This is a genomic window from Microbacterium sp. SLBN-111, from assembly GCF_049739645.1.
Taxonomy (GTDB): Bacteria; Actinomycetota; Actinomycetes; order Actinomycetales; family Microbacteriaceae; genus Microbacterium.
Window position 1 is genome coordinate 859,637 of sequence record NZ_JBMGQH010000001.1, and the last position, 17,855, is coordinate 877,491.

Sequence of the window (17,855 nt, forward strand, 5' to 3'; positions counted from 1 at the left end):
ACGCAACGATGCGTCGCTCTTCCGCCGTGGAGGCACAGATGAAACCCGCTCCATCGCTCCGCCCCTGCTTCACCGTCGTCGCTCGCGTCGACCCCGGCATCCCGCTCGAGAAGCGGGGTGACGACGTTCTCGAATTCATCCCGATCACCGGTGGACCGGTGACGGGAGACGTCGAGGGCGAGATCATCCCGGGCGGGGGCGACTGGTGCCTCGCGCGCGCCGACGGCAGCTACGACGTCGAGGCGCGCTACCTGATCCGCACCACCGACGGAGACGTCATCGACGTGGTCAACGTGGGCGTCGTCCGCCCGCCCGCCACCGACGGCGCCGGGGAGTACTTCCTCACCACGCCGCGCTTCCGCACCGTCGCGCCCCACCTGCAGTGGCTCACGCGCTCGATGTTCGTCGGCCGCGCGTACGCCCACGACGGCGACACGACCATCGACGTCTACGAAGTCCTCGACTGACACCCGACCCGCCACACGCCCGACCCGCCACACCCGACCCGACCCTCCAGACCCGACTCACCCGAGAGGCAGACCATGAGAAAGCGACACGGCGTCATCGCCGCATCCCTCGCACTGACCGTCGCGATCGCGACGGCCGGGTGCACGACGACGTCCTCGACGACGTCCCCGTCCACCGACACCATCCGCACGACCATCGACATCCCCGCGACGTTCGACCCGACGCTCAGCACCTCGCTGCCCGACTTCCTGCTGGCGCGGACCGCGTACGACACCCTCGTCCGACGCGACGCCGGGGGACTCGTCCCGGGCATCGCGACCGCGTGGACCTCCACGCCCACCCAGGCGACGTTCACGCTGCGCACCGACGCCACGTGCTCGGACGGGACCAAGATCACCGCGACCGTGGTGAAGAACTCGCTCGACTACTTCGCCCGACCGAACAGCGGCTCGACCCAGGTCGTCTACACCTTCGGCCCCGGCAACACCCCCACCATCACCGCCGACGACGCCGCCGGCACCGTCACGATCGACATCGCGAACCCGTGGCCGTACATGGTGGATGCCATGTCGGTGGCCAGCAGCGGCATCATCTGCCCCGCCGGCCTGGCCGACCCCGCGGGTCTCGCCGCGGGCACGGCGAAGGGCAGCGAATCCGGCCCGTACGTCCTGACCTCCGCCGAGCCCGGCGTGAAGTACGACTTCGCTCTGCGCGACGACTACGCCGCGTGGCCGAAGTGGAGCACCGCCGTCGCCGGCACTCCCGCGAAGAACCTCGAATACACCGTCTCGCCCGACGCGACCGCGACCGCGAACCTCATCCTGGGCGGGCAGCTCGACATCGGCAAGATCCAGGCAACGACCCGCGACCGCTTCCAGGGGCAGCCGGGGTACACCGTGACCGTCGACCACTTCTCGGACAGCTACCTGATCTTCAACGAGCGCGAAGGCAGCCCTTTCACCGACCAGGCGACCCGCAAGGGCGTCGTCGAGGCGATCGACCGCGCCATGTTCGGCAACGTCACGTCGCAGGACACCGGTGACGTGCTCACGAACCTCGGCGCCCCCGACGTCGCCTGCGTCGCCGACTCGAAGATCACCATTCCGTCGCAGAACGTGACCGCCGCGACCTCCGCCCTGTCGGGCAAGACCATCCGTCTCGTCGCGCCGACGATCGTCGGCCCCGCCGGCGCCGGCAACGAGTACATCGCCGAGGCGCTCCGCGCCGCCGGGGCCACGGTCGACCTGACGAACACCGATGTCGGCAGCTGGATCACGACCGTCGTCGCCAAGCCCGGCGACTGGGACCTGACCGTGTTCGCCGACCTGAACTTCCTCGGGTCGCTGGCGAGCCCGCTGCTGAACTTCACCGGTCCGACCATCGACCAGGGCGGCACGAACTACGGCGCCGTGACGAACGACGCGGCATCCGCGGCGTTCGCCGCCGCCAACGCGGAGGCCGACCAGAAGGCGCGATGCGGACAGCTCGACACCGCCGTCCAGGCGCTCGTCGACCGCTCCGACACTCTCCCGCTGCTCAACGACGCGTTCATCTACGCCTCCCGCCCCGGCTTCACCGTGCAGATGCTCGGCGGAGCGCTCGACGACCCCATCTTCCGTATCGCCCAGTGATCACACGGGGGCGCCGGGCCGCGTGCCCGGCGCCCCGAAGGGAACCATCATGATCTCCTCCTCCATCTCCGCCACCGAGCTCGCGCGGAAGCTGCGCGCGGGCGAGGTCTCCGCCGTGGAGACCGCCCAGCACTACCTCGACCGCCTCGCCGAGGTGAACCCCGCCGTCAACGCGATCGTGTGGATCGACCGCGACGACGTGCTGCGCCGCGCCCGTGAATCCGACGACCGCCTCCGCCGCGGCGAGGCGCGCCCGTTCGAAGGCGTGCCGATGCCGATCAAGGACCTCGTGGGGGTCCGCAACCAGCCCCTCACCTACTCGTCGATGTCCGTGGCGGAGCGCCCCGCCGAAGCCAACGAGATCACCGTCGACCTCATCGAGGACGCCGGCTTCGTGCTCTTCGGGCGCTCGAACAGCCCCGAGTTCGGCGCGCTGACCGCCACCGAGAACACCCGCCATGGCAAGACGCGCAACCCCTGGAACCTCGACTACACCTCCGGCGGGTCGTCGGGCGGGGCGTCCGCCGCGGTCGCGGCCGACATCTCCCCCATCGCCAACGCCTCGGACGGCGGCGGCTCGATCCGCGTGCCCTCGGCCGCGACGGGACTCGTGGGCCTCAAGCCGAGTCGCGGGCGCATCCCGAACGACGTGCGCGCGTGGGAGCACTCCACCACGGAGGGCGCCATCACGCGCACCATCGAGGACGCAGCCGGGGTGCTCGACACCCTCGCCCAGCTCGACCCGCTCGGCTGGTACTCCGCCCCCGCGCCCGCGCGTCCGTACCTCGAGGAGATCCGCGCCGCCGGACCGCGGCTGCGCGTCGGCCTGCTCCTGGAGGCGCCGACCGGCGTGGCCGTGCACCCCGAGAACCGCGAAGCGGCGCTCGTCGCGGCGCGCGCCCTCGAGGCGCTCGGCCACCACGTCACGCCGGTGTCGCCGTTCCTCTTCAGCGAGCGCGCGACCCGCGGTTTCGCCGATCTCATCATCAGTGCCTCGACCTGGGCCTCCCCGATCGAGGATGCCGACAAGCTCGAGCCCTACATCCGGTACCGCTACGACCGCGCGGCGTCCTTCCACGCGGGCGAGTACGCCGAGATCGCGGCGCTCCTGCAGTGGGAAACGCGTCAGGTGAACGCCCAGTGGGGACGCGACTTCGACGTGCTGCTGACGCCCACCACCGCCGTCCCGACGCCGCTCGTCGGCTCCGTGTACGACGAGGCGAACGAGGATCCCGCGGGCGAGCGCCTGACGGAGTTCTCGACGATCTCGTTCACGGCGTTCTGCAACATCGCGGGTCTCCCGGCGATCTCGCTCCCGGTGCACACCGGGGCGAACGGGATGCCCCTGGGTGCTCAGCTGGTCGGCGCACCGTACGACGAGGCGACGCTCCTGCGCCTCGGCGCCGAGCTCGAGCCCGTCTTCGACTGGCAGCACCGTCAGGCTCCGATCGCCCGCGGCGTCGCACTCACCGGGAACACGGGGGACTGATGTCGGCCGTCGACCTCGCGGTGATCGCCGAGGCCCCCGCTCCGCCGGTGCGTCGGCGGGGCGGGGGCAGCGGGTGGGGCTCCTTCGCGCTCCGCCGCCTCGGCGGGCTCGCGCTCTCGCTCGGGCTCCTCGTCCTGCTGACGTTCCTCATCGTGCCGCTCATCCCGGGCGACCCGGCCGTGGCGATCCTCGGGCCCAACGCCTCGCCCGACGCGGTCGCTGCGCTGCGGGAGCGCCTGCACCTGAACGACCCGCTGCCGGTGCAGTTCCTCGACTACCTGCGGGGGCTGTTCACGTTCGATCTGGGGCAGAGCTTCCGGTACAACACACCCGTCACCGACACGATCGCCACCAAGCTCCCGTACACCGCGACGACGGCGCTCGGCGCGATCGTCGTCGTCCTCCTGGTCGCCATCCCGGTCGGCATGACCGTCGGGGTGCTGACGCGCAGCGGTCGCCGCCCCTGGCTGGCCGTCGGTTTCGGCGCGGTCGCCGGGTTCTTCGCCTCGGTCCCGGCGTACGTGGCGGGCACGCTGCTCGTGGTCGTGTTCGCGATCTGGCTGAAGGTGCTGCCGGCCGGCGGCGCGTCGACGCAGTCCGCCTATGTGCTGCCGATCCTCGCCCTGGCCCTCGGCCCCACCTTCGCCGTCGCCCGCGTCGTGGTGCAGGAGACCTACGCGGTGCTCCATCAGGACTACATCCGCACCGCGCGGGGCCGGCGGCTCCCGGCCGCGCGCCTGTACATCCGGCACGCGCTGCCGAACCTCATGGCCAGCACCCTGACGCTCACGGGCCTGATCCTCGCGAGCATGCTCGGCGGCGCCATCGTCATCGAGACGGTGTTCAGCCTTCCCGGCCTGGGTCTCGAGGTCGTGCAGGCGATCATCTTCCGCGACTTCCCCGTCATCCAGGGCATCGTCCTCACCGTCGGCGCCCTCGCGATCCTCATCAACCTGCTCATCGACGTCGTGCTGGGCCTTATCGACCCCCGCACCCTCGGAGGCCCGACGCATGTCTGAACGCCGCTCCCGCCACGTCCCGGCCTCCCTCATCGCCGGTCTCGTCATGCTCGTCATCCTGGTGGTCATCGCTGTCGTGGCGCCCCTCGTGTGGGGTGCCGCCGCGACCACGGTGACGCCCGACACCCGGTCCCTGCCATCGGCCGCGCACTGGCTCGGCACCGACGACCTCGGCCGTGACGTGCTCGCCCGCACGCTCGTCGCCACCCGCCTGACCCTCCTCATGGCCACCGCGGCCACGGCCGGATCCGTCGTGCTGGGCGTGCTCATCGGCGGGCTCGTGTGGGTCGGTCCGCGCGGGCTCCGCGAAGCCGTCCTGCGCGTCATCGACTCCACGGTCGCATTCCCCTCGCTGATCCTCGCGCTCGTGATCGCCGCGATCCTCGGCGCCGGGACGCTGTCCGCGATCGTCGCGATCGCGCTCGCCGGGGTCCCGAGCTTCGCCCGCATCACCTCGAACATGACCGGTGCCGTCGCCACCCGCGACTACGTGGGGACCGCGAGGCTGCTCGGCGTCCCGCGTTTCCGCCTGTTCTCGCGCCATCTGCTGCCCAACATCTCCGGACCCCTGCTGGTCCTCATCGCGTCGAGCTTTGCGCTGACGCTGCTGGACATCTCCAGCCTGTCGTTCGTGGGACTCGGCGTGCAGAGCCCCGACTTCGACTGGGGGCGCCTGCTGAACGAGGGCCTGCCCGCGGTGTACTCGCAGCCGCTGCAGGTCGTGGGCCCCTCGGTGATGCTCGTGTTCGCCGGCGTCGCCGCGATGCTCGCCGGCGACGGGCTGGCCGTGTGGCTCGACCCGCGCAGCTCTCGCGGCACTCGTGCGCTGGTGTCCCGCCGGCGCGAGTCGGGCGTCGCGGCGCACCCCGACGCGCTCGTCGAGGTGCGCGGGCTGACCGTCCGCGCCCCGAGCGGCACGACGCTCGTCGACGACATCTCGTTCGAGATCGCCGCCGGGGAGATCCTCGGCCTCGTGGGCGAGTCGGGGTCGGGCAAGTCGATGACCGCGATGTCGCTCGCGCGGCTGCAGGCCGACGGGGTGGCAGTGGATGCCGATGTGCTCCGCCTCGACGACCTCGACCTGCTGTCACCGGGGAACCGCTCGCGCCTCGCGCGGGAGATCGGGCTGGTGTACCAGGACCCGGGTTCGACCTTCAACCCGGCCCTGCGCATGGGCGCGCAGCTGACGGAGGTGGCCCGCGTGCACCTGGGCCTGTCGAGACGGACGTCCCGCACCCGCCTGCGCGACGGCCTCGCCGAGATGCGCATCCGCGAGCCGGAACGGGTGATGGGGCAGCACCCCTTCCACCTCTCGGGCGGCATGCTGCAGCGCGCCGGAATCGCGAGCTCCCTCGTCACCGACCCGCGTCTGCTGATCGCCGACGAACCGACGACAGCGCTCGACGTGACCGTGCAGGCCGACGTGTTGCGGCAGCTCAAGCGCCTGAACCGAGACCACGGCACCGCGGTCCTCTTCATCTCGCACGACATCGGCGTGGTGGAGGCCCTGTGCGATCGGGTCCTGGTGATGCGCACCGGCGAGATCGTCGAGCGCCTCACCGCCGACCAGCTCCGTCGACGCGAAGTGCAACACCCCTATACGCGCGCCCTGCTGGCCGCGACTCCGACTCTGACCACCGTCCCCCGTCCCCTCGAGGAGCGCGACCGTGTCTGACATCCCTCTGCTGCAGATCAGCGACCTGTCGGTCGATCTGGGTCACGGCATCCGGAGCACCCGCGTCCTGAACGAGGTGAGCCTGCGGGTCGACCGCGGCCGCACGGTCGGCATCGTGGGCGAGTCGGGGTCGGGCAAGTCGACCCTGGCCAAGACGATCGTGGGCCTCCACCGCGTCGCGGCCGGCTCGATCGTGTTCGACGGAATTGAGCTCGCGTCGGCGAAGCGCGCGACCGTCGCGGCCGTGCGGCGGCGGGTGCAGTACATCCCGCAGGATCCGTTCTCGTCCCTCGACCCGCGGCGCACGATCGGCCAGACGCTCGCCGAGGCCATCGATCCCGTCGGCGCGCGCCTGCGCCGCCACCGGGCGCGGATCGTCGGGGCCCTGGCATCCGTCGCCCTCGGGGAGGATGCCGTGGACCGCTACCCGCACGAGTTCTCGGGCGGCCAGCGCCAGCGCATCGCGATCGCGCGGGCCCTCGTGGTCGACCCCGATGTGATCGTGGCGGACGAGATCACCTCGGCGTTGGACGTGTCGACCCAGGCCGAGATCCTGCGCCTGCTCGAGCGGCTGCAGCGCGAGCGCGACCTGACCATGCTGTTCATCTCGCACAACCTCGCGGTCGTGGAGCACGTGTGCGACGAGGTGCTCGTGCTGCTGCACGGCCGCGTCGTCGAGCACGGCACGATCGAGGACGTGTTCGCCGACCCCCGCGACGCCTACACGCGGCGTCTGCTCGAATCGGTGCCCGGCGGCGCGGCGTTCGACGTCACGGCCCCGGTCACCACCGCGGTCGTGCGCACGGTTCGCTGACAGGACCGCGCCGCGGAACATGGAGCGGACCCGCGAGATGATCGACGACCCCAACCTCTACATCGACGGGAAGATCTCCACCGCGGACATCATCGCGCAGGTCACGCGCGGCGCATACCGTGACTGAACCCTTCGTCGACCCGTACATCTCCTGTCCAAGCCGCGCTGATCGCGCACGGTCGGACGCCCGCTTCGCCTACTCCGCATCCGCCCGGGCGGGCCGCTCAGAACGGCCCGGCTGAGGTTCAGAACGGTGCTGGTTCGCGTTTATGGTCGGTCGGGGGTGGCGGGTCAGTCGCGGGTGGCGGTTCAGGGGTGGGGTCGTCGGGCAGGAATCGGACGGCGGGTGAGTAGGGCAGGGGTTCGTCGATGTAGACGCGTCCGGTGGGGGAGGTCCATTTGAGTACCCCGCCGGGGTGTTGGTGGACTTTCCAGCGGGTGAATTGTTTCTGGGTGTGGTGTCTTTGGCACAGGTGGGCGAGGTTGGTGACGTCGGTGGGTCCGCCGAGGGCGTGGTCGTGGGTGTGGTCGACCTCGCAGCGGATGGCAGGGGTGATGCAGCCGGGCCAGCGGCAGTGGCGGTCGCGGGCGCGGAGGTGCCGGTCGATCGCGGTGGTCCGCTGGTAGGTGTCGGTGCGGAGGACCTCCCCCGTGACCGGATGGGTGATGACCCGGTCCCAGGGGACGGGGGTGGTCTCGGCCAGAGCGCGGGCCGTGGGAGCGTCGATGGGTCCGTGGCCGACGAGGTGCGCGGGGTCGGAGTTCTCGGTGCCGGGGCGGAGCATCGTCAACGCCGGGACCACGACCGGCACCCGCGCGCGGATCGCGCCGAGGGTGCCCGGGCCATCGTCGGTGCGGGTGGGGTCGGCATCGGGCGCTGCGGTCAGCAGCAGGTTGGCGAGGATGTCCGCGCGCACCTGGTCGGCGGTGCGGGTGTCGGGCGCGGGAGCGGGCGGGGCGCCACGGCTGTCGCCGCGGTCGTTGCCTTCCTCACGGCCACCCGCAGGTTCCCCCGCGGCGGTGGCGCCGCGCGCGGCGTCTCGACGCTGGTCGATGATTGCGGCGCTTTGCTGCACGAGGCGGTCGTAGATCCCTACCGCGAGCACCGTGGGAAGCGTCGCGATCAGGTCGGACATGCCGTCCTCTCCCGCCACGACCCGCACGCACCGGGTCACCCGTCCCCGCTGGTGCCGCTCCGTCAACGTGGTGGGCTGGAGCGACTCCGCCAACGCGGCCAGTCGGGTCTTCAACCGCCCCGGGCTCAACTCGTCGGCGGTGGCGACGGCGAGCACATCGAACTCGCGCCTCCGCTCCTGCGGCAGGGGGAGACCGGCATCCACGATCACCCGCACATGCGTGCGGGTCAGCGCCCCCGCCTCCCACGCGTCGAGTGTGACGGGGAAGTCGTCGGCGAGGGTCATCGCCCGCCCGATCTGCGCCTGCACCGACCGATCCGACAGCGAGGATGCCGCCGCGATCTCGGACGCGACCTCCCGCAACGCCAGCTCCGCCGCTTTCGACGACGCCCGCACCTCGGCGGAAGAGTCGAGGGCGAGGTGCCCGGCCCGGGCCAGCGCCCGCACCCGCCGGGCTTCGGCGGACGCGAGCTCGGCATCCACTCCCCGCACCTCGACCAGCACCGACGAGAGGGCCGAAGCCCCCTCATCGCGTGGTGTCGGAACCGGATCGAAGGACATGCATGCATGCTAACGACGGCCTCCGACATCGAACCCGCCCCACCCACCCCGATGGGGACGGATCGCCCACAAGGCGCGCTGGGGAGGAAGGGCTCGAGCAATTCCCGCGAGAAATATTCCGCAGTCACGGGAAGATCCAGAACGCACGGGAGGTTCTTGTCGGACTCGTGACGCGATATTCTCATCACCGCTTCGCTTGATCGCACACGCGACATCATTGAACCGTTCCGTGGAATACTTCTATCCCATTTGATGAGAAAACCGAAGGATCACGGACCGCGCGAGCGGCATCCGCGCGCGTTTTCAACGCAGCACGCTCCGCCATCGAAATCTGGGGCTTCGAGTAACGACCGTCCGGCCACGATCGGCTTCCAGAGAGCAGCCGGCGCACTGACCAGCAGCGCCCGCGAGGCACCGACAGCGGCCATGGCTTCCACGACCTGGGCCGGATCCCGGAGAGCCTCTGGCCGTCAGCTTCCCCCAGGCGAAACAGCCGGACGCGCGTCGTCGCGTCCGCGCGCCGGGCCATATGCGCTTCGACGAACGCCGGCCCGAAGAGAACCGCACGGTGTCCACGGCCGACCTGAATGACTGAGGAGGGAGCAGTACATGGAGGAGCACATCTCGGGGCTCGGGTGGAAAAACCTTGGCGATACGACCGGCCTACAGGCCGACGGAGTGGGAACGTCCTCCTACTACATCGGCCGGGCGTGGTCACCCACCGGCCTCTACGAAGGAATCCCGGAACCGGGCGCGATGTACGCCTTCATCACCATCGAGGGAGGCGGGACGCTCACATACGACGGCACATCCATGGACGTCAGCCGTGACCATATGGTCTTCATGAACGCCGAAGCCGATATCACGATCCACCTTTCGTCGGCGTCCGCCCGGTATCTGTGGAAGCTGAAACCGACCGTGCTCAACAATCCTCTCGTCCGCGAACGGATCGGGGAACCGCTGCCCGTGGGTCCGGAAGTGTGGAAGATCGCCGGCGCGCTCACGAACAGTGCGCTCGAGGCCGACTCCGCCGTCACCACGTCCGGGTACTTCGCGAACGCATCGGAGAACCTGCTTGCGGCCGTCTTCGAGACAGTGCGGCAGCCGGCACGACTCGTCCCATCTTCGCGCCCTGATCTGGTCTACGGAGAGGCCATGCACGTGATCGAACAGCGCTACAACGATGTCGCCCTGACCCCCACGACGATTGCCGCAGAGGTCCTGGTTTCGGAGCGGACACTGCGGCGGGCCTTCGCGGCCATGGGTACGACACCGCGCACGGAGATCGAACGGCGTCGCGTTCGAGAATTGAACGACCTGCTCAAGCATTTCGGCGTTACCCGCGCATTCGAGCATCTTTCTGAAATGTCGGGATTCAGCAGTGCTCGGCAGGCTCGGTCCGCTCTGCGTCGCGTCTGATAACTGGCTCCCCGAACCGCTTTCGGCCACGCGACGACTCGTTCTGGCCAGGATCGCCCTCCTGCCGATCACGGCAAGCGGGTGAGATGGCAACCTTTTCGCGCCGAGCGACGATCGATTGGCCGGCTCTCATGCCGCCCCTGCCTCGTCGCTGTTCGCAGACGAGGAGTTGAACACATGAGCGAGGCACACCTGAGCGCGGGAGACCTTCCCCGGCAGCACATCCACACTCATCCCGTCGACGCGGTCGAACTCGCCACAGACTCGCCCGTCATCGGCGGACACGTCGAATCCGTCGATGTTTCCTCCGGCGCCGACTTGTTCTCGGAGTCGCAGGCCGTGATCGAAGAGCACTTCCACGACCCGGACTTCGACGTCAGCGAACTTGCTCGAAGGCTCAACGTGAGTGTGAGCCACCTCCACAGGGTCTTCTCCGCCAACGGCACGACACCGCGCCGAGAGATCGAACGGTACCGGCTGGAAGTCGTCGAGCGTCGCCTCGCCGAGATCCGCACCTTCGAGAAGATCGTCGATGAAGCCGGGTTCACGTCGGTGCGCCACTACAACGCCGCGGCGGCGCGGTTCCTCGCGAGGCGCAGCGCTCGGATGGGATGACGGAGGAGTCCGCCCAGGCACGGTACGACTCCGACCCCTCCCCGCGCCGAATGCCGCAAGCCGGCCGGCCCCGCCCCGCGCGGGGCCGGCCGGCGTGGGAGGCAGGCCCGAAAGAGACCGCGCTACGAGACGGTCTCCACTGCCTCCGTGACGGGCACCAGGTCGGCCGTGTGGTACGCGAAGACCAGACGCGCCGGCACCGAACCCGCGAGCACCTCCTCCACCGAGCGGTTCACGTCCGCGAGGTCACGGGTCTGGGTGATGACCCGCGTGCGACCGAGGGCGTGCAGCGCGAACACCTCGACGAGGTCCTGGCGCGTGCCGACGATCGAACCGATGACGCTGATGCCCTTGAGCACCGTGTCGAACACCGGGATCGTCAGCTCCCCGTCCGCGGGCAGCGACACCAGCACGAGTCGGCCGCCGCGGTTCAGGGAGTCGAAAGCCTGTCGGAACACCGAGGGTGCGACCGCCAGGACGATCGCGGCGTCGGCTCCGCCCTGCTGCCGGATCGCTTCGACCACGTCGGTGGTGCGGGCGTTGACGACGACGTCGGCGCCGAGCTCGGTCGCGAGCTGGAGCTTCTCGTCCGTCACGTCGACCGCGATGACCTTGGCGCCGACGAGCCGCGCGTACTGCACGGCCAGGTGGCCGAGGCCGCCGATACCGAACACGGCGACGGTCTCGCCCGGCGTGACGTGGGCGTTCTTCACCGCCGCGTACGTGGTGACGCCGGCGCACGTGAGCGGGGCGGCGTCGAGCGGGGTGACCCCGTCGGGCACCGGGACCGCGAACCGGGCGTCGGCGAGCATGTACTCCGCGTAGGCGCCGTCGACGCCGTAGCCGTTGTTGTACTGCTGCTCGCAGAGGTTCTCACGCCCGTCGACGCAGTAGCGACACTCGCCGCACGCGTGGCCGAGCCACGGCATCGCGACGCGCTGCCCGACGGTGCGGGTCGTGACGCCGGCACCGAGCCCTTCGATGATGCCGACACCCTCGTGCCCGGGGACCAGCGGAAGGGGCGGCTTCACGGGCCAGTCACCGTTCATCGCGTGGATGTCGGTGTGGCAGAGGCCGCAGGTCTCCAGGCGGACCAGGACCTGCCCCGGTCCGGGTTGGGGAATCGCCCGTTCCTCCACCGTGGCGGGCGAACCGAACTGTTCGACGACTGCTGCGCGCATGATCTCTCCTTGGATCGTTTGCCTGCCTCGAGTCTTCGCCCGTGCCCCTCGTCGCGGTGGGCCGAAGGTCCCGCGGGCTTCACCCGGCGGGCGAGAGGATCGGAAACGAGCCGGTCCGCACCACGAGCGGCCCGAACGGCACGAGCGGAGGAACGATCATGAACGGAACGATCGCGGTCGGAGTGACCGACGCCTCGGCGGCGCAGAACGCCCTGCAGTGGGCGATCGAGCGCGCGGTCGCGCGGCGGGAGCGGCTCCGACTGGTGTCGGTGGTGGGCACCGCGTGGGGCATCGGCGCGGAGGACACCCTCATCGCCCACGCCACCCGCCGGGCCGAGGCCATCCTGGAGTACGCGGCCGAGAGGGCCCGGGCGGCGGGGGTGGATGCCGAGACGGTGATCGAGCGCGGCGACCCGGTGGCGCGGCTGGTCGACGTCTCGCAGCAGGTCGATCTGCTGGTCATCGGCAGCGACTTCGCGAAGGACCGCTCGGCGCTCCGCGGCGTCCGCGGAGTGCGGATCACCGCCGCGGCCGGCTGCCCGGTCGTCGTCGTGCCCGAGATCGTGTCCCGCGAGCGCGCGGGCGTGGTCGTGGGTGTCGACGGGTCCGAGGCGTCGGAGAGGGCGATCGCCTTCGCCGCGGCCGAGGCCGACCGCACGGGCGAGGGCCTGACCGCGGTGATGACGTGGTCCCCCGTCCCGGTGCCGTTCGAATTGGACGAGTACCCCCAGGACTACATCGACCGCATTCAGGACATCACCACGGAGGATCTGGCCATCTCCCTCGCGGGGCTCCGCCAGGACTATCCGGACCTCGCGGTGACCACGATCGTCGAGTCCGGGTACCCCGCGCAGGTGCTCACCCGCACGGCCCACTCGGCGCGGCTCCTCGTCGTGGGGAGCCACGGCCGCGGCGCGGTCGCGCGGTTCCTGCTCGGCTCGACCAGCCACGCGGTGCTGTCGCACCTGCCGACGGTCACCGTCGTCGTCCGGTGAGGCGGAGCCGGCCGCCCAGGCGAGCGATCGGGTCAGAGGGAGGCAGCGCGCGGTCACCCGCGGAGTGCTGCTGCCGAAAAGTTCTCGCCCGATTGTCGATCCGGCGGCAGGCTGTTCGTCGTCAGTGATGACGGAGCCGGACAGGCCGGCCCGCGACCCAGTGCAGGAGGCATCCCATGGCCAAGTACGCGATCCTCATCTACGAAGACCCGAATTTCTACACGAACATGTCGCCCGAAGCGTGGGGCGCGGTGATCGACGCCCACGACACGTTCACGCGGCAGGTCGCTGAACTCGGTGGTTCGATCGAGGGCGGCGCCGCGCTCGCGCCCACGACGACGGCCACGAAGATCACGACGGGCGGTGCGCTGACGGACGGCCCGTTCGTCGAGACCAAGGAGGCCTTAGGTGGCTTCTACGTGGTCGAGGCGCGTGACCTCGACCACGCCATCGAGATCGGCAGACTGTGCCCGGCCCCGGGTGGGGGCGTCGAGGTGCGTCCCGTGGTGGACCCGACGACGAATCCGTTCTGATCGCCGGGGGCGACGAACCGACCGCGTCCGCCGGGCAGGTGGACGCGGTCGGTGCCGCGCTGGCGGAGGCGCACCGCTCCGAGTGGGCCTTCGTCCTGTCGGCCACCGTGCGCGTCACGGGCGACCTGGACCTCGCGCAGGAATGCGCCCAGGAGGCCTACGTACGCGCACTGCAGGCCTGGACGCGAGACGGCATTCCGGCGCGACCCGGCGCGTGGCTCACGACCGCGGCGCGGAACCAGGCGCTCGACCGGCTGCGCCGCGAGGTCTCCCTCCGGCGAAAGCTTCCGCTTCTCGTGGAGCCGGCCGGCACCGACCCGCACGATCCCGCCGACGAGGACGATCCCGATGCGGCGGTGCCGGACGACCGGCTCCGGCTGGTCTTCACCTGCTGCCACCCGGCCCTGGCGCCCGAGGTCCGCGTCGCCCTCACCCTCCGCTTGGTCTGCGGTGTTCCCACCCCCGACGTCGCCCGGGCTTTTCTGGTGTCCGAGTCGACCATGGCCGCGCGAATCACCCGGGCCAAGAAGAAGATCGCCGCAGCGCGAATCCCCTATCGAGTGCCGGGGCGCGCAGAGCTCTCCGAGCGGCTGGACAGTGTCCTCACCACGGTGCACCTGCTCTTCAGCGCCGGCCACACGGCCGGCGAGGGCGATGCGCTCGTCCGCGAGGACCTCTGCGACCGGGCAGTGCACCTCGCCCGCACGCTGGCAGCGCTACTCCCCGAGCAGGCGGAAGCCCGCGGCCTCCTGGGCCTGCTGCTCCTCATCGACGCGCGTCGAGCCGCTCGGACCGATGAGCGAGGTCGACTCCTTCTCCTCGCCGACCAGGACCGGACGCGGTGGAACCAGCGCGCGATCCTGGAGGGACTCACCGTGACGGCGGGGGCGCTGGCATCCGGCCCGCCGGGCCGTTTCACCCTGCAGGCGGCGATCGCCGGCGTGCACGCGGTGGCCCCCTCCCCCGAGCTGATCGACTGGCCGCGCATCGTGCACCTCTACGACCTCCTGCTAGAGGTCTGGAACACCCCCGTCGTCGCCCTCAACCGAGCCGCTGCCGTGGCGTTCGCCGATGGTCCCGCCGCCGCGCTGCCGCTCCTCGACGAGCTGGCGACCGACGGCCGGCTCGCCGACTACCCCTACCTGCACAGCACCCGGGCCCATCTGCTGCAGCGTCTCGGCGACGCCGACGCGGCGGCCCGGTCCTACCGGCGCGCGCGAGAACTCACGGTGAACGCCGCGGAGCAGGTGTTCCTGGAGGATCGACTGGCCGAGATCGGTCGCCCCGATCCCCCGATCGAGTAGAGCGGCACGACCCGTGCCGGTCACGGCGTCAGCGGAACCTCACACGTCCGCGCGCGGCGCGAGGCTCGCGATCGGGTGCGGGGGCTGGGCCGCGGGAGGCAGCGTCTCGGCGCGCGGCCGGAAGATCAGCGACGGAAGCGGCTCACGCTCCTCGCGCTCCCGGAACCGGCGCCCCGTGACGCTCCGCGGCGCGATGCGGATGACGTGCGGCTTCGGCGTCGGGCTCATCGACCGCAGACCGGTCTCGCGGCTGCGGCGGAGCTCGGCATCCAGGTCGACGTGCGCCGCCTCTCCGCGCACGACCACACTCCATCGCTCGCCGGCCTCCTCGCCGTCGATCTCGAACGCGACGGTCGGGTGCGACGTGAGGAGGCGCAGCTTCGCGTCGGGCGCGCTGCGGATATAGAGGATGCCGTCCGCGACGGCGAAGTTCACCGGGTAGATGACGGGTTCGCCCGCGGCGTCGACGAGCGCGAGCCGACCGAGCCGTTTCGTCTCGATGAGGCGCCAGCACTCGGCCGTGCCGACCTCGGCGACGGTCGCGGGCTTCTTCGGTGCGTGGTCCATGGGAACCTCCCACCCCAGTCCACCGCGCCCCGCCCGCGGGCGGCGGGTCGAAGGTCCCCCGCCGTGGCGGGATTCGCGCGCACGGTCGTAGATTGGAGAAACGGGGAGAGGGGGCGTCCGATGACGACGGAAAGTCGAGGACCGATCACCGGCACCGCGCTCTCGGGGTCGGACAGCGCGTCATCGTCGCAGGATCGCCTGCGCGGTCTCCTCCACGCCGTCGAGACGGTGGTGGGCGAGATCGAACTGCCCGTCGTCCTGCGTCGCGTCGTCGAGGCGGCCGTCGAGCTCGTGGATGCCGAGTTCGGGGCGCTCGGCGTGCTCGCCGCCGATCGGGCGTCGCTCGATCAGTTCATCCACGTCGGGATCACGCCGGATAATGCCACCGAGATCGGACGCCTGCCCCGGGGGCGTGGCATCCTGGGCGCGCTCATCTCCGACCCGCGCGTGATCCGGCTGCCGCACCTGCAGTCCGACCCGCGGGCCGCCGGCTTCCCGGCGCACCACCCGCGCATGGACTCCTTCCTCGGCGCTCCCATCTCGGTCCACGGCGAGGTGTTCGGCAACCTCTACCTGACGAACGCGCGCCGCGGCTCGTTCTCCGCCGAAGACGAAGAACTCGTCCGGGGTCTGGCATCCACCGCCGGCTTCGCCATCCAGAACGCCCGACTCTTCGACGAGGCACGGACCCGCGCGGCCTGGACGGCGGCGACGGCCGAGCTGTCCGCGGCGATCCTGTCGACCCCGCCCGACGAGGTGTTCGACCTGATCGCCGGGCGCGTGCTCGACCTCTCGGCGAGCTGCCGGGTCACGGTGCTCGTGCCGACCGATGTCGCGGACGTGCTCCGGGTCGCGGCCGCGCGCGGCACGGGCGAACTCGACATCCTCGGGATGACGGTCATCGCGGGCAGCGGCCTCGCGGGCGCGGCACTCGAACGGGGTGGCATCCGGGTGCCCACCGCCGCACGCCCGACCGGTCCCGCCGACCCCGCCGTACTGACCGCCGACGACGAGACCGGACCCGCGGTCGCCGCTCCGCTTCGCACGCGTCGGCGCACGTGGGGCGTCGTGACCGTCGCGCGCGCCCCCGGCGAGCGCGAGTTCACCGAGGTCGAGCGCGCGGTGCTCGGCGACCTCGCGTCGCAGGCGGCGATCGCGCTGGAACTGACCCACGCGCGCCGCGCGCAGCAGAAGGCGATGCTCACCGAGGAACGTGCGCGCATCGCGCGCGACCTGCACGATCACGTCATCCAGCAGATCTTCGGCGCGGGTCTCACGCTGCAGTCGATGGCCGCGACACTCGCCGAGACGCATGACCGGACGCGGGTCGACGAGGTCATCGGTCAGCTGGATGACGCGATCACCCAGATCCGCACGGTGATCTTCGCCCTGTCGGCGCGGGACGGGAGTTCGCTCCGCCACCGGCTCATCGACGTCGTGGCGGAGGTGTCGGGCGCCCTGCCGCGACCGCCGGCGCTGCGCTTCTCCGGCCCCGTCGACACAGCCCTCACCGGCTCCCTGGCCGACGACATCGTCGGGGTGGCCCGCGAGCTGCTGACCAACAGCGTGCGGCACGCCGACGCGGACAGCATCTCGCTCGACGTCGGCGTGGACGGCGACCGCGTGACGGTCGTGGTCGCCGACGACGGGTCCGGCATCCGCAACACCCGGCGGAGCGGCCTCGCCAACGTCGCCGCGCGGGCCGAGGCCCGCGGCGGTTCGCTCACCGTCGACACCGGCGCGAACGGCACGCGCGCCGAGTGGCGCGTCCCCCTCGGCGACTCCCGGAAGGACCCCCGATGATCCGTGTGTTCCTCGTCGACGACCACGAGATCGTGCGACGCGGGCTGTCCGACCTCATCGACGGCGCGGACGGTTTCGAGGTCGTCGGCGAAGCCGGCACCGTCCGTCAGGCGCTCGCACGGATCGAGGCCGCCCGGCCCGACGTGGCCGTGCTCGACGTGCGCCTCCCCGACGGGAGCGGCATCGACCTGTGCCGCCGCATCCGCTCGTCGATGCCGCACGTCGCGTGCCTCATCCTCACCGCGTACGACGACGACGCCGCGACGTACGCCGCGGTGCTCGCGGGCGCATCCGGGTACCTCCTCAAGAACATCGGCGCGATGCGCCTGCTCGAGGACATCCGCGCCGTCAGCACCGGGCGCTCGCTGCTGAACACCGCCGCGGCGGCGAAGGCCGCGTCGAGCCTGCGCGACGGCGCCGGCGACGACGACCCGCGCTGGGGGTCGCTCGGCCTCCGCGAGCGGCAGGTGCTCACGCTCATCGCCGACGGGCTGACCAACCGCCAGATCGGCGAGCGTCTCGGCCTCGCCGAGAAGACCGTGAAGAACTACGTGTCGTCCGTGCTCATGAAGCTGGGCGTGGACTCGCGCACGCAGGCCGCGGTCTTCCGGCTGGGGCACCCCGACCTCTGACGCCGCGGGACTT

At 71.1% G+C, this 17,855-nt stretch carries 16 protein-coding genes; 13 read left to right on the plus strand and 3 right to left on the minus strand.

Annotated features, from left to right (window positions below):
• The first annotated feature begins 38 nt into the window (after window positions 1-38).
• The 6 genes from RKD05_RS04065 to RKD05_RS04090 all read left to right on the plus strand — a co-directional run bounded on the left by RKD05_RS04065 (window position 39) and on the right by RKD05_RS04090 (window position 7,096).
• Complete coding sequence (locus RKD05_RS04065; protein ID WP_424708190.1) at window positions 39-467, plus strand: DUF3237 domain-containing protein; 429 nt, start codon at window positions 39-41, stop codon at window positions 465-467.
• Window positions 468-542: 75 nt separating this feature from the next.
• Window positions 543-2,099, plus strand: coding sequence for an ABC transporter substrate-binding protein (locus RKD05_RS04070; protein ID WP_424708191.1), 1,557 nt, complete (start codon window positions 543-545; stop codon window positions 2,097-2,099).
• 49 nt (window positions 2,100-2,148) lie between these two features.
• Window positions 2,149-3,588 carry an amidase gene (locus RKD05_RS04075; protein WP_424708192.1) on the plus strand — a complete coding sequence of 480 codons (1,440 nt, stop codon included), beginning with the start codon at window positions 2,149-2,151 and terminating at the stop codon, window positions 3,586-3,588.
• Window positions 3,588-4,607, plus strand: a complete 1,020-nt coding sequence (locus tag RKD05_RS04080) for an ABC transporter permease (protein ID WP_424708193.1) — start codon at window positions 3,588-3,590, stop codon at window positions 4,605-4,607. Before RKD05_RS04075 ends, RKD05_RS04080 begins: the two co-directional genes overlap by 1 nt.
• Window positions 4,600-6,282 (plus strand): dipeptide/oligopeptide/nickel ABC transporter permease/ATP-binding protein, encoded by a 1,683-nt coding sequence (locus tag RKD05_RS04085; protein ID WP_424708194.1) that lies wholly within the window; start codon window positions 4,600-4,602, stop codon window positions 6,280-6,282. The genes RKD05_RS04080 and RKD05_RS04085 overlap by 8 nt, the downstream gene beginning before the upstream one ends.
• Window positions 6,275-7,096 carry an ABC transporter ATP-binding protein gene (locus RKD05_RS04090; protein WP_424708196.1) on the plus strand — a complete coding sequence of 274 codons (822 nt, stop codon included), beginning with the start codon at window positions 6,275-6,277 and terminating at the stop codon, window positions 7,094-7,096. Before RKD05_RS04085 ends, RKD05_RS04090 begins: the two co-directional genes overlap by 8 nt.
• A gap of 245 nt (window positions 7,097-7,341) precedes the next feature.
• Here the strand turns inward: RKD05_RS04090 and RKD05_RS04095 are convergent, their stop codons facing one another.
• Window positions 7,342-8,793 (minus strand): DUF222 domain-containing protein, encoded by a 1,452-nt coding sequence (locus tag RKD05_RS04095; protein ID WP_424708198.1) that lies wholly within the window; start codon window positions 8,791-8,793, stop codon window positions 7,342-7,344.
• Between the two features lie 609 nt (window positions 8,794-9,402).
• Here RKD05_RS04095 and RKD05_RS04100 point away from each other — a divergent pair.
• Together RKD05_RS04100 and RKD05_RS04105 are read left to right on the plus strand one after the other, a co-directional pair.
• Window positions 9,403-10,212 (plus strand): hypothetical protein, encoded by an 810-nt coding sequence (locus tag RKD05_RS04100; protein WP_424708200.1) that lies wholly within the window; start codon window positions 9,403-9,405, stop codon window positions 10,210-10,212.
• 177 nt (window positions 10,213-10,389) lie between these two features.
• Entirely contained in the window at window positions 10,390-10,827 is a 438-nt protein-coding gene (locus RKD05_RS04105; protein WP_424708202.1) for a helix-turn-helix domain-containing protein, read from the plus strand.
• A gap of 122 nt (window positions 10,828-10,949) precedes the next feature.
• On the opposite strand, the gene adhP is transcribed toward RKD05_RS04105, so the two are convergent.
• Window positions 10,950-12,008, minus strand: coding sequence for an alcohol dehydrogenase AdhP (gene adhP / locus RKD05_RS04110; RefSeq protein ID WP_424708203.1), 1,059 nt, complete (start codon window positions 12,006-12,008; stop codon window positions 10,950-10,952).
• Window positions 12,009-12,166: 158 nt separating this feature from the next.
• On the opposite strand from adhP, the gene RKD05_RS04115 reads away from it, so the two are divergent.
• The 3 genes from RKD05_RS04115 to RKD05_RS04125 all read left to right on the plus strand — a co-directional run bounded on the left by RKD05_RS04115 (window position 12,167) and on the right by RKD05_RS04125 (window position 14,840).
• On the plus strand, window positions 12,167-13,003 hold the full coding sequence (locus tag RKD05_RS04115; protein ID WP_424708204.1) for a universal stress protein: 837 nt from the start codon (window positions 12,167-12,169) through the stop codon (window positions 13,001-13,003).
• A 176-nt stretch (window positions 13,004-13,179) separates the two neighbouring features.
• On the plus strand, window positions 13,180-13,536 hold the full coding sequence (locus RKD05_RS04120) for a YciI family protein (protein WP_424708206.1): 357 nt from the start codon (window positions 13,180-13,182) through the stop codon (window positions 13,534-13,536).
• Between the two features lie 38 nt (window positions 13,537-13,574).
• On the plus strand, window positions 13,575-14,840 hold the full coding sequence (locus RKD05_RS04125; protein WP_424708207.1) for an RNA polymerase sigma factor: 1,266 nt from the start codon (window positions 13,575-13,577) through the stop codon (window positions 14,838-14,840).
• A gap of 39 nt (window positions 14,841-14,879) precedes the next feature.
• Here the strand turns inward: RKD05_RS04125 and RKD05_RS04130 are convergent, their stop codons facing one another.
• Window positions 14,880-15,407 (minus strand): pyridoxamine 5'-phosphate oxidase family protein, encoded by a 528-nt coding sequence (locus tag RKD05_RS04130; RefSeq protein ID WP_424708209.1) that lies wholly within the window; start codon window positions 15,405-15,407, stop codon window positions 14,880-14,882.
• Between the two features lie 120 nt (window positions 15,408-15,527).
• Here RKD05_RS04130 and RKD05_RS04135 point away from each other — a divergent pair, with 120 nt between their 5' ends.
• Both RKD05_RS04135 and RKD05_RS04140 read left to right on the plus strand, forming a co-directional pair.
• Window positions 15,528-17,210 (plus strand): GAF domain-containing protein, encoded by a 1,683-nt coding sequence (locus RKD05_RS04135; protein WP_424708211.1) that lies wholly within the window; start codon window positions 15,528-15,530, stop codon window positions 17,208-17,210.
• Window positions 17,207-17,842, plus strand: coding sequence for a response regulator (locus RKD05_RS04140; protein ID WP_022879173.1), 636 nt, complete (start codon window positions 17,207-17,209; stop codon window positions 17,840-17,842). Before RKD05_RS04135 ends, RKD05_RS04140 begins: the two co-directional genes overlap by 4 nt.
• Window positions 17,843-17,855 lie beyond the last annotated feature (13 nt).

Excerpts from the sequence above, each read along its gene's own strand:
- RKD05_RS04065 (WP_424708190.1), top strand. The coding sequence starts at position 39 with ATGAAACCCGCTCCATCGCTCCGCCCCTGCTTCACCGTCGTCGCTCGC.
- RKD05_RS04070 (WP_424708191.1), top strand. The coding sequence starts at position 543 with ATGAGAAAGCGACACGGCGTCATCGCCGCATCCCTCGCACTGACCGTC.
- RKD05_RS04075 (WP_424708192.1), top strand. The coding sequence starts at position 2,149 with ATGATCTCCTCCTCCATCTCCGCCACCGAGCTCGCGCGGAAGCTGCGC.
- RKD05_RS04080 (WP_424708193.1), top strand. The coding sequence starts at position 3,588 with ATGTCGGCCGTCGACCTCGCGGTGATCGCCGAGGCCCCCGCTCCGCCG.
- RKD05_RS04085 (WP_424708194.1), top strand. The coding sequence starts at position 4,600 with ATGTCTGAACGCCGCTCCCGCCACGTCCCGGCCTCCCTCATCGCCGGT.
- RKD05_RS04095 (WP_424708198.1), bottom strand. The coding sequence starts at position 8,793 with ATGTCCTTCGATCCGGTTCCGACACCACGCGATGAGGGGGCTTCGGCC.
- RKD05_RS04100 (WP_424708200.1), top strand. The coding sequence starts at position 9,403 with ATGGAGGAGCACATCTCGGGGCTCGGGTGGAAAAACCTTGGCGATACG.
- RKD05_RS04105 (WP_424708202.1), top strand. The coding sequence starts at position 10,390 with ATGAGCGAGGCACACCTGAGCGCGGGAGACCTTCCCCGGCAGCACATC.
- adhP (WP_424708203.1), bottom strand. The coding sequence starts at position 12,008 with ATGCGCGCAGCAGTCGTCGAACAGTTCGGTTCGCCCGCCACGGTGGAG.
- RKD05_RS04115 (WP_424708204.1), top strand. The coding sequence starts at position 12,167 with ATGAACGGAACGATCGCGGTCGGAGTGACCGACGCCTCGGCGGCGCAG.
- RKD05_RS04120 (WP_424708206.1), top strand. The coding sequence starts at position 13,180 with ATGGCCAAGTACGCGATCCTCATCTACGAAGACCCGAATTTCTACACG.
- RKD05_RS04130 (WP_424708209.1), bottom strand. The coding sequence starts at position 15,407 with ATGGACCACGCACCGAAGAAGCCCGCGACCGTCGCCGAGGTCGGCACG.
- RKD05_RS04135 (WP_424708211.1), top strand. The coding sequence starts at position 15,528 with ATGACGACGGAAAGTCGAGGACCGATCACCGGCACCGCGCTCTCGGGG.
- RKD05_RS04140 (WP_022879173.1), top strand. The coding sequence starts at position 17,207 with ATGATCCGTGTGTTCCTCGTCGACGACCACGAGATCGTGCGACGCGGG.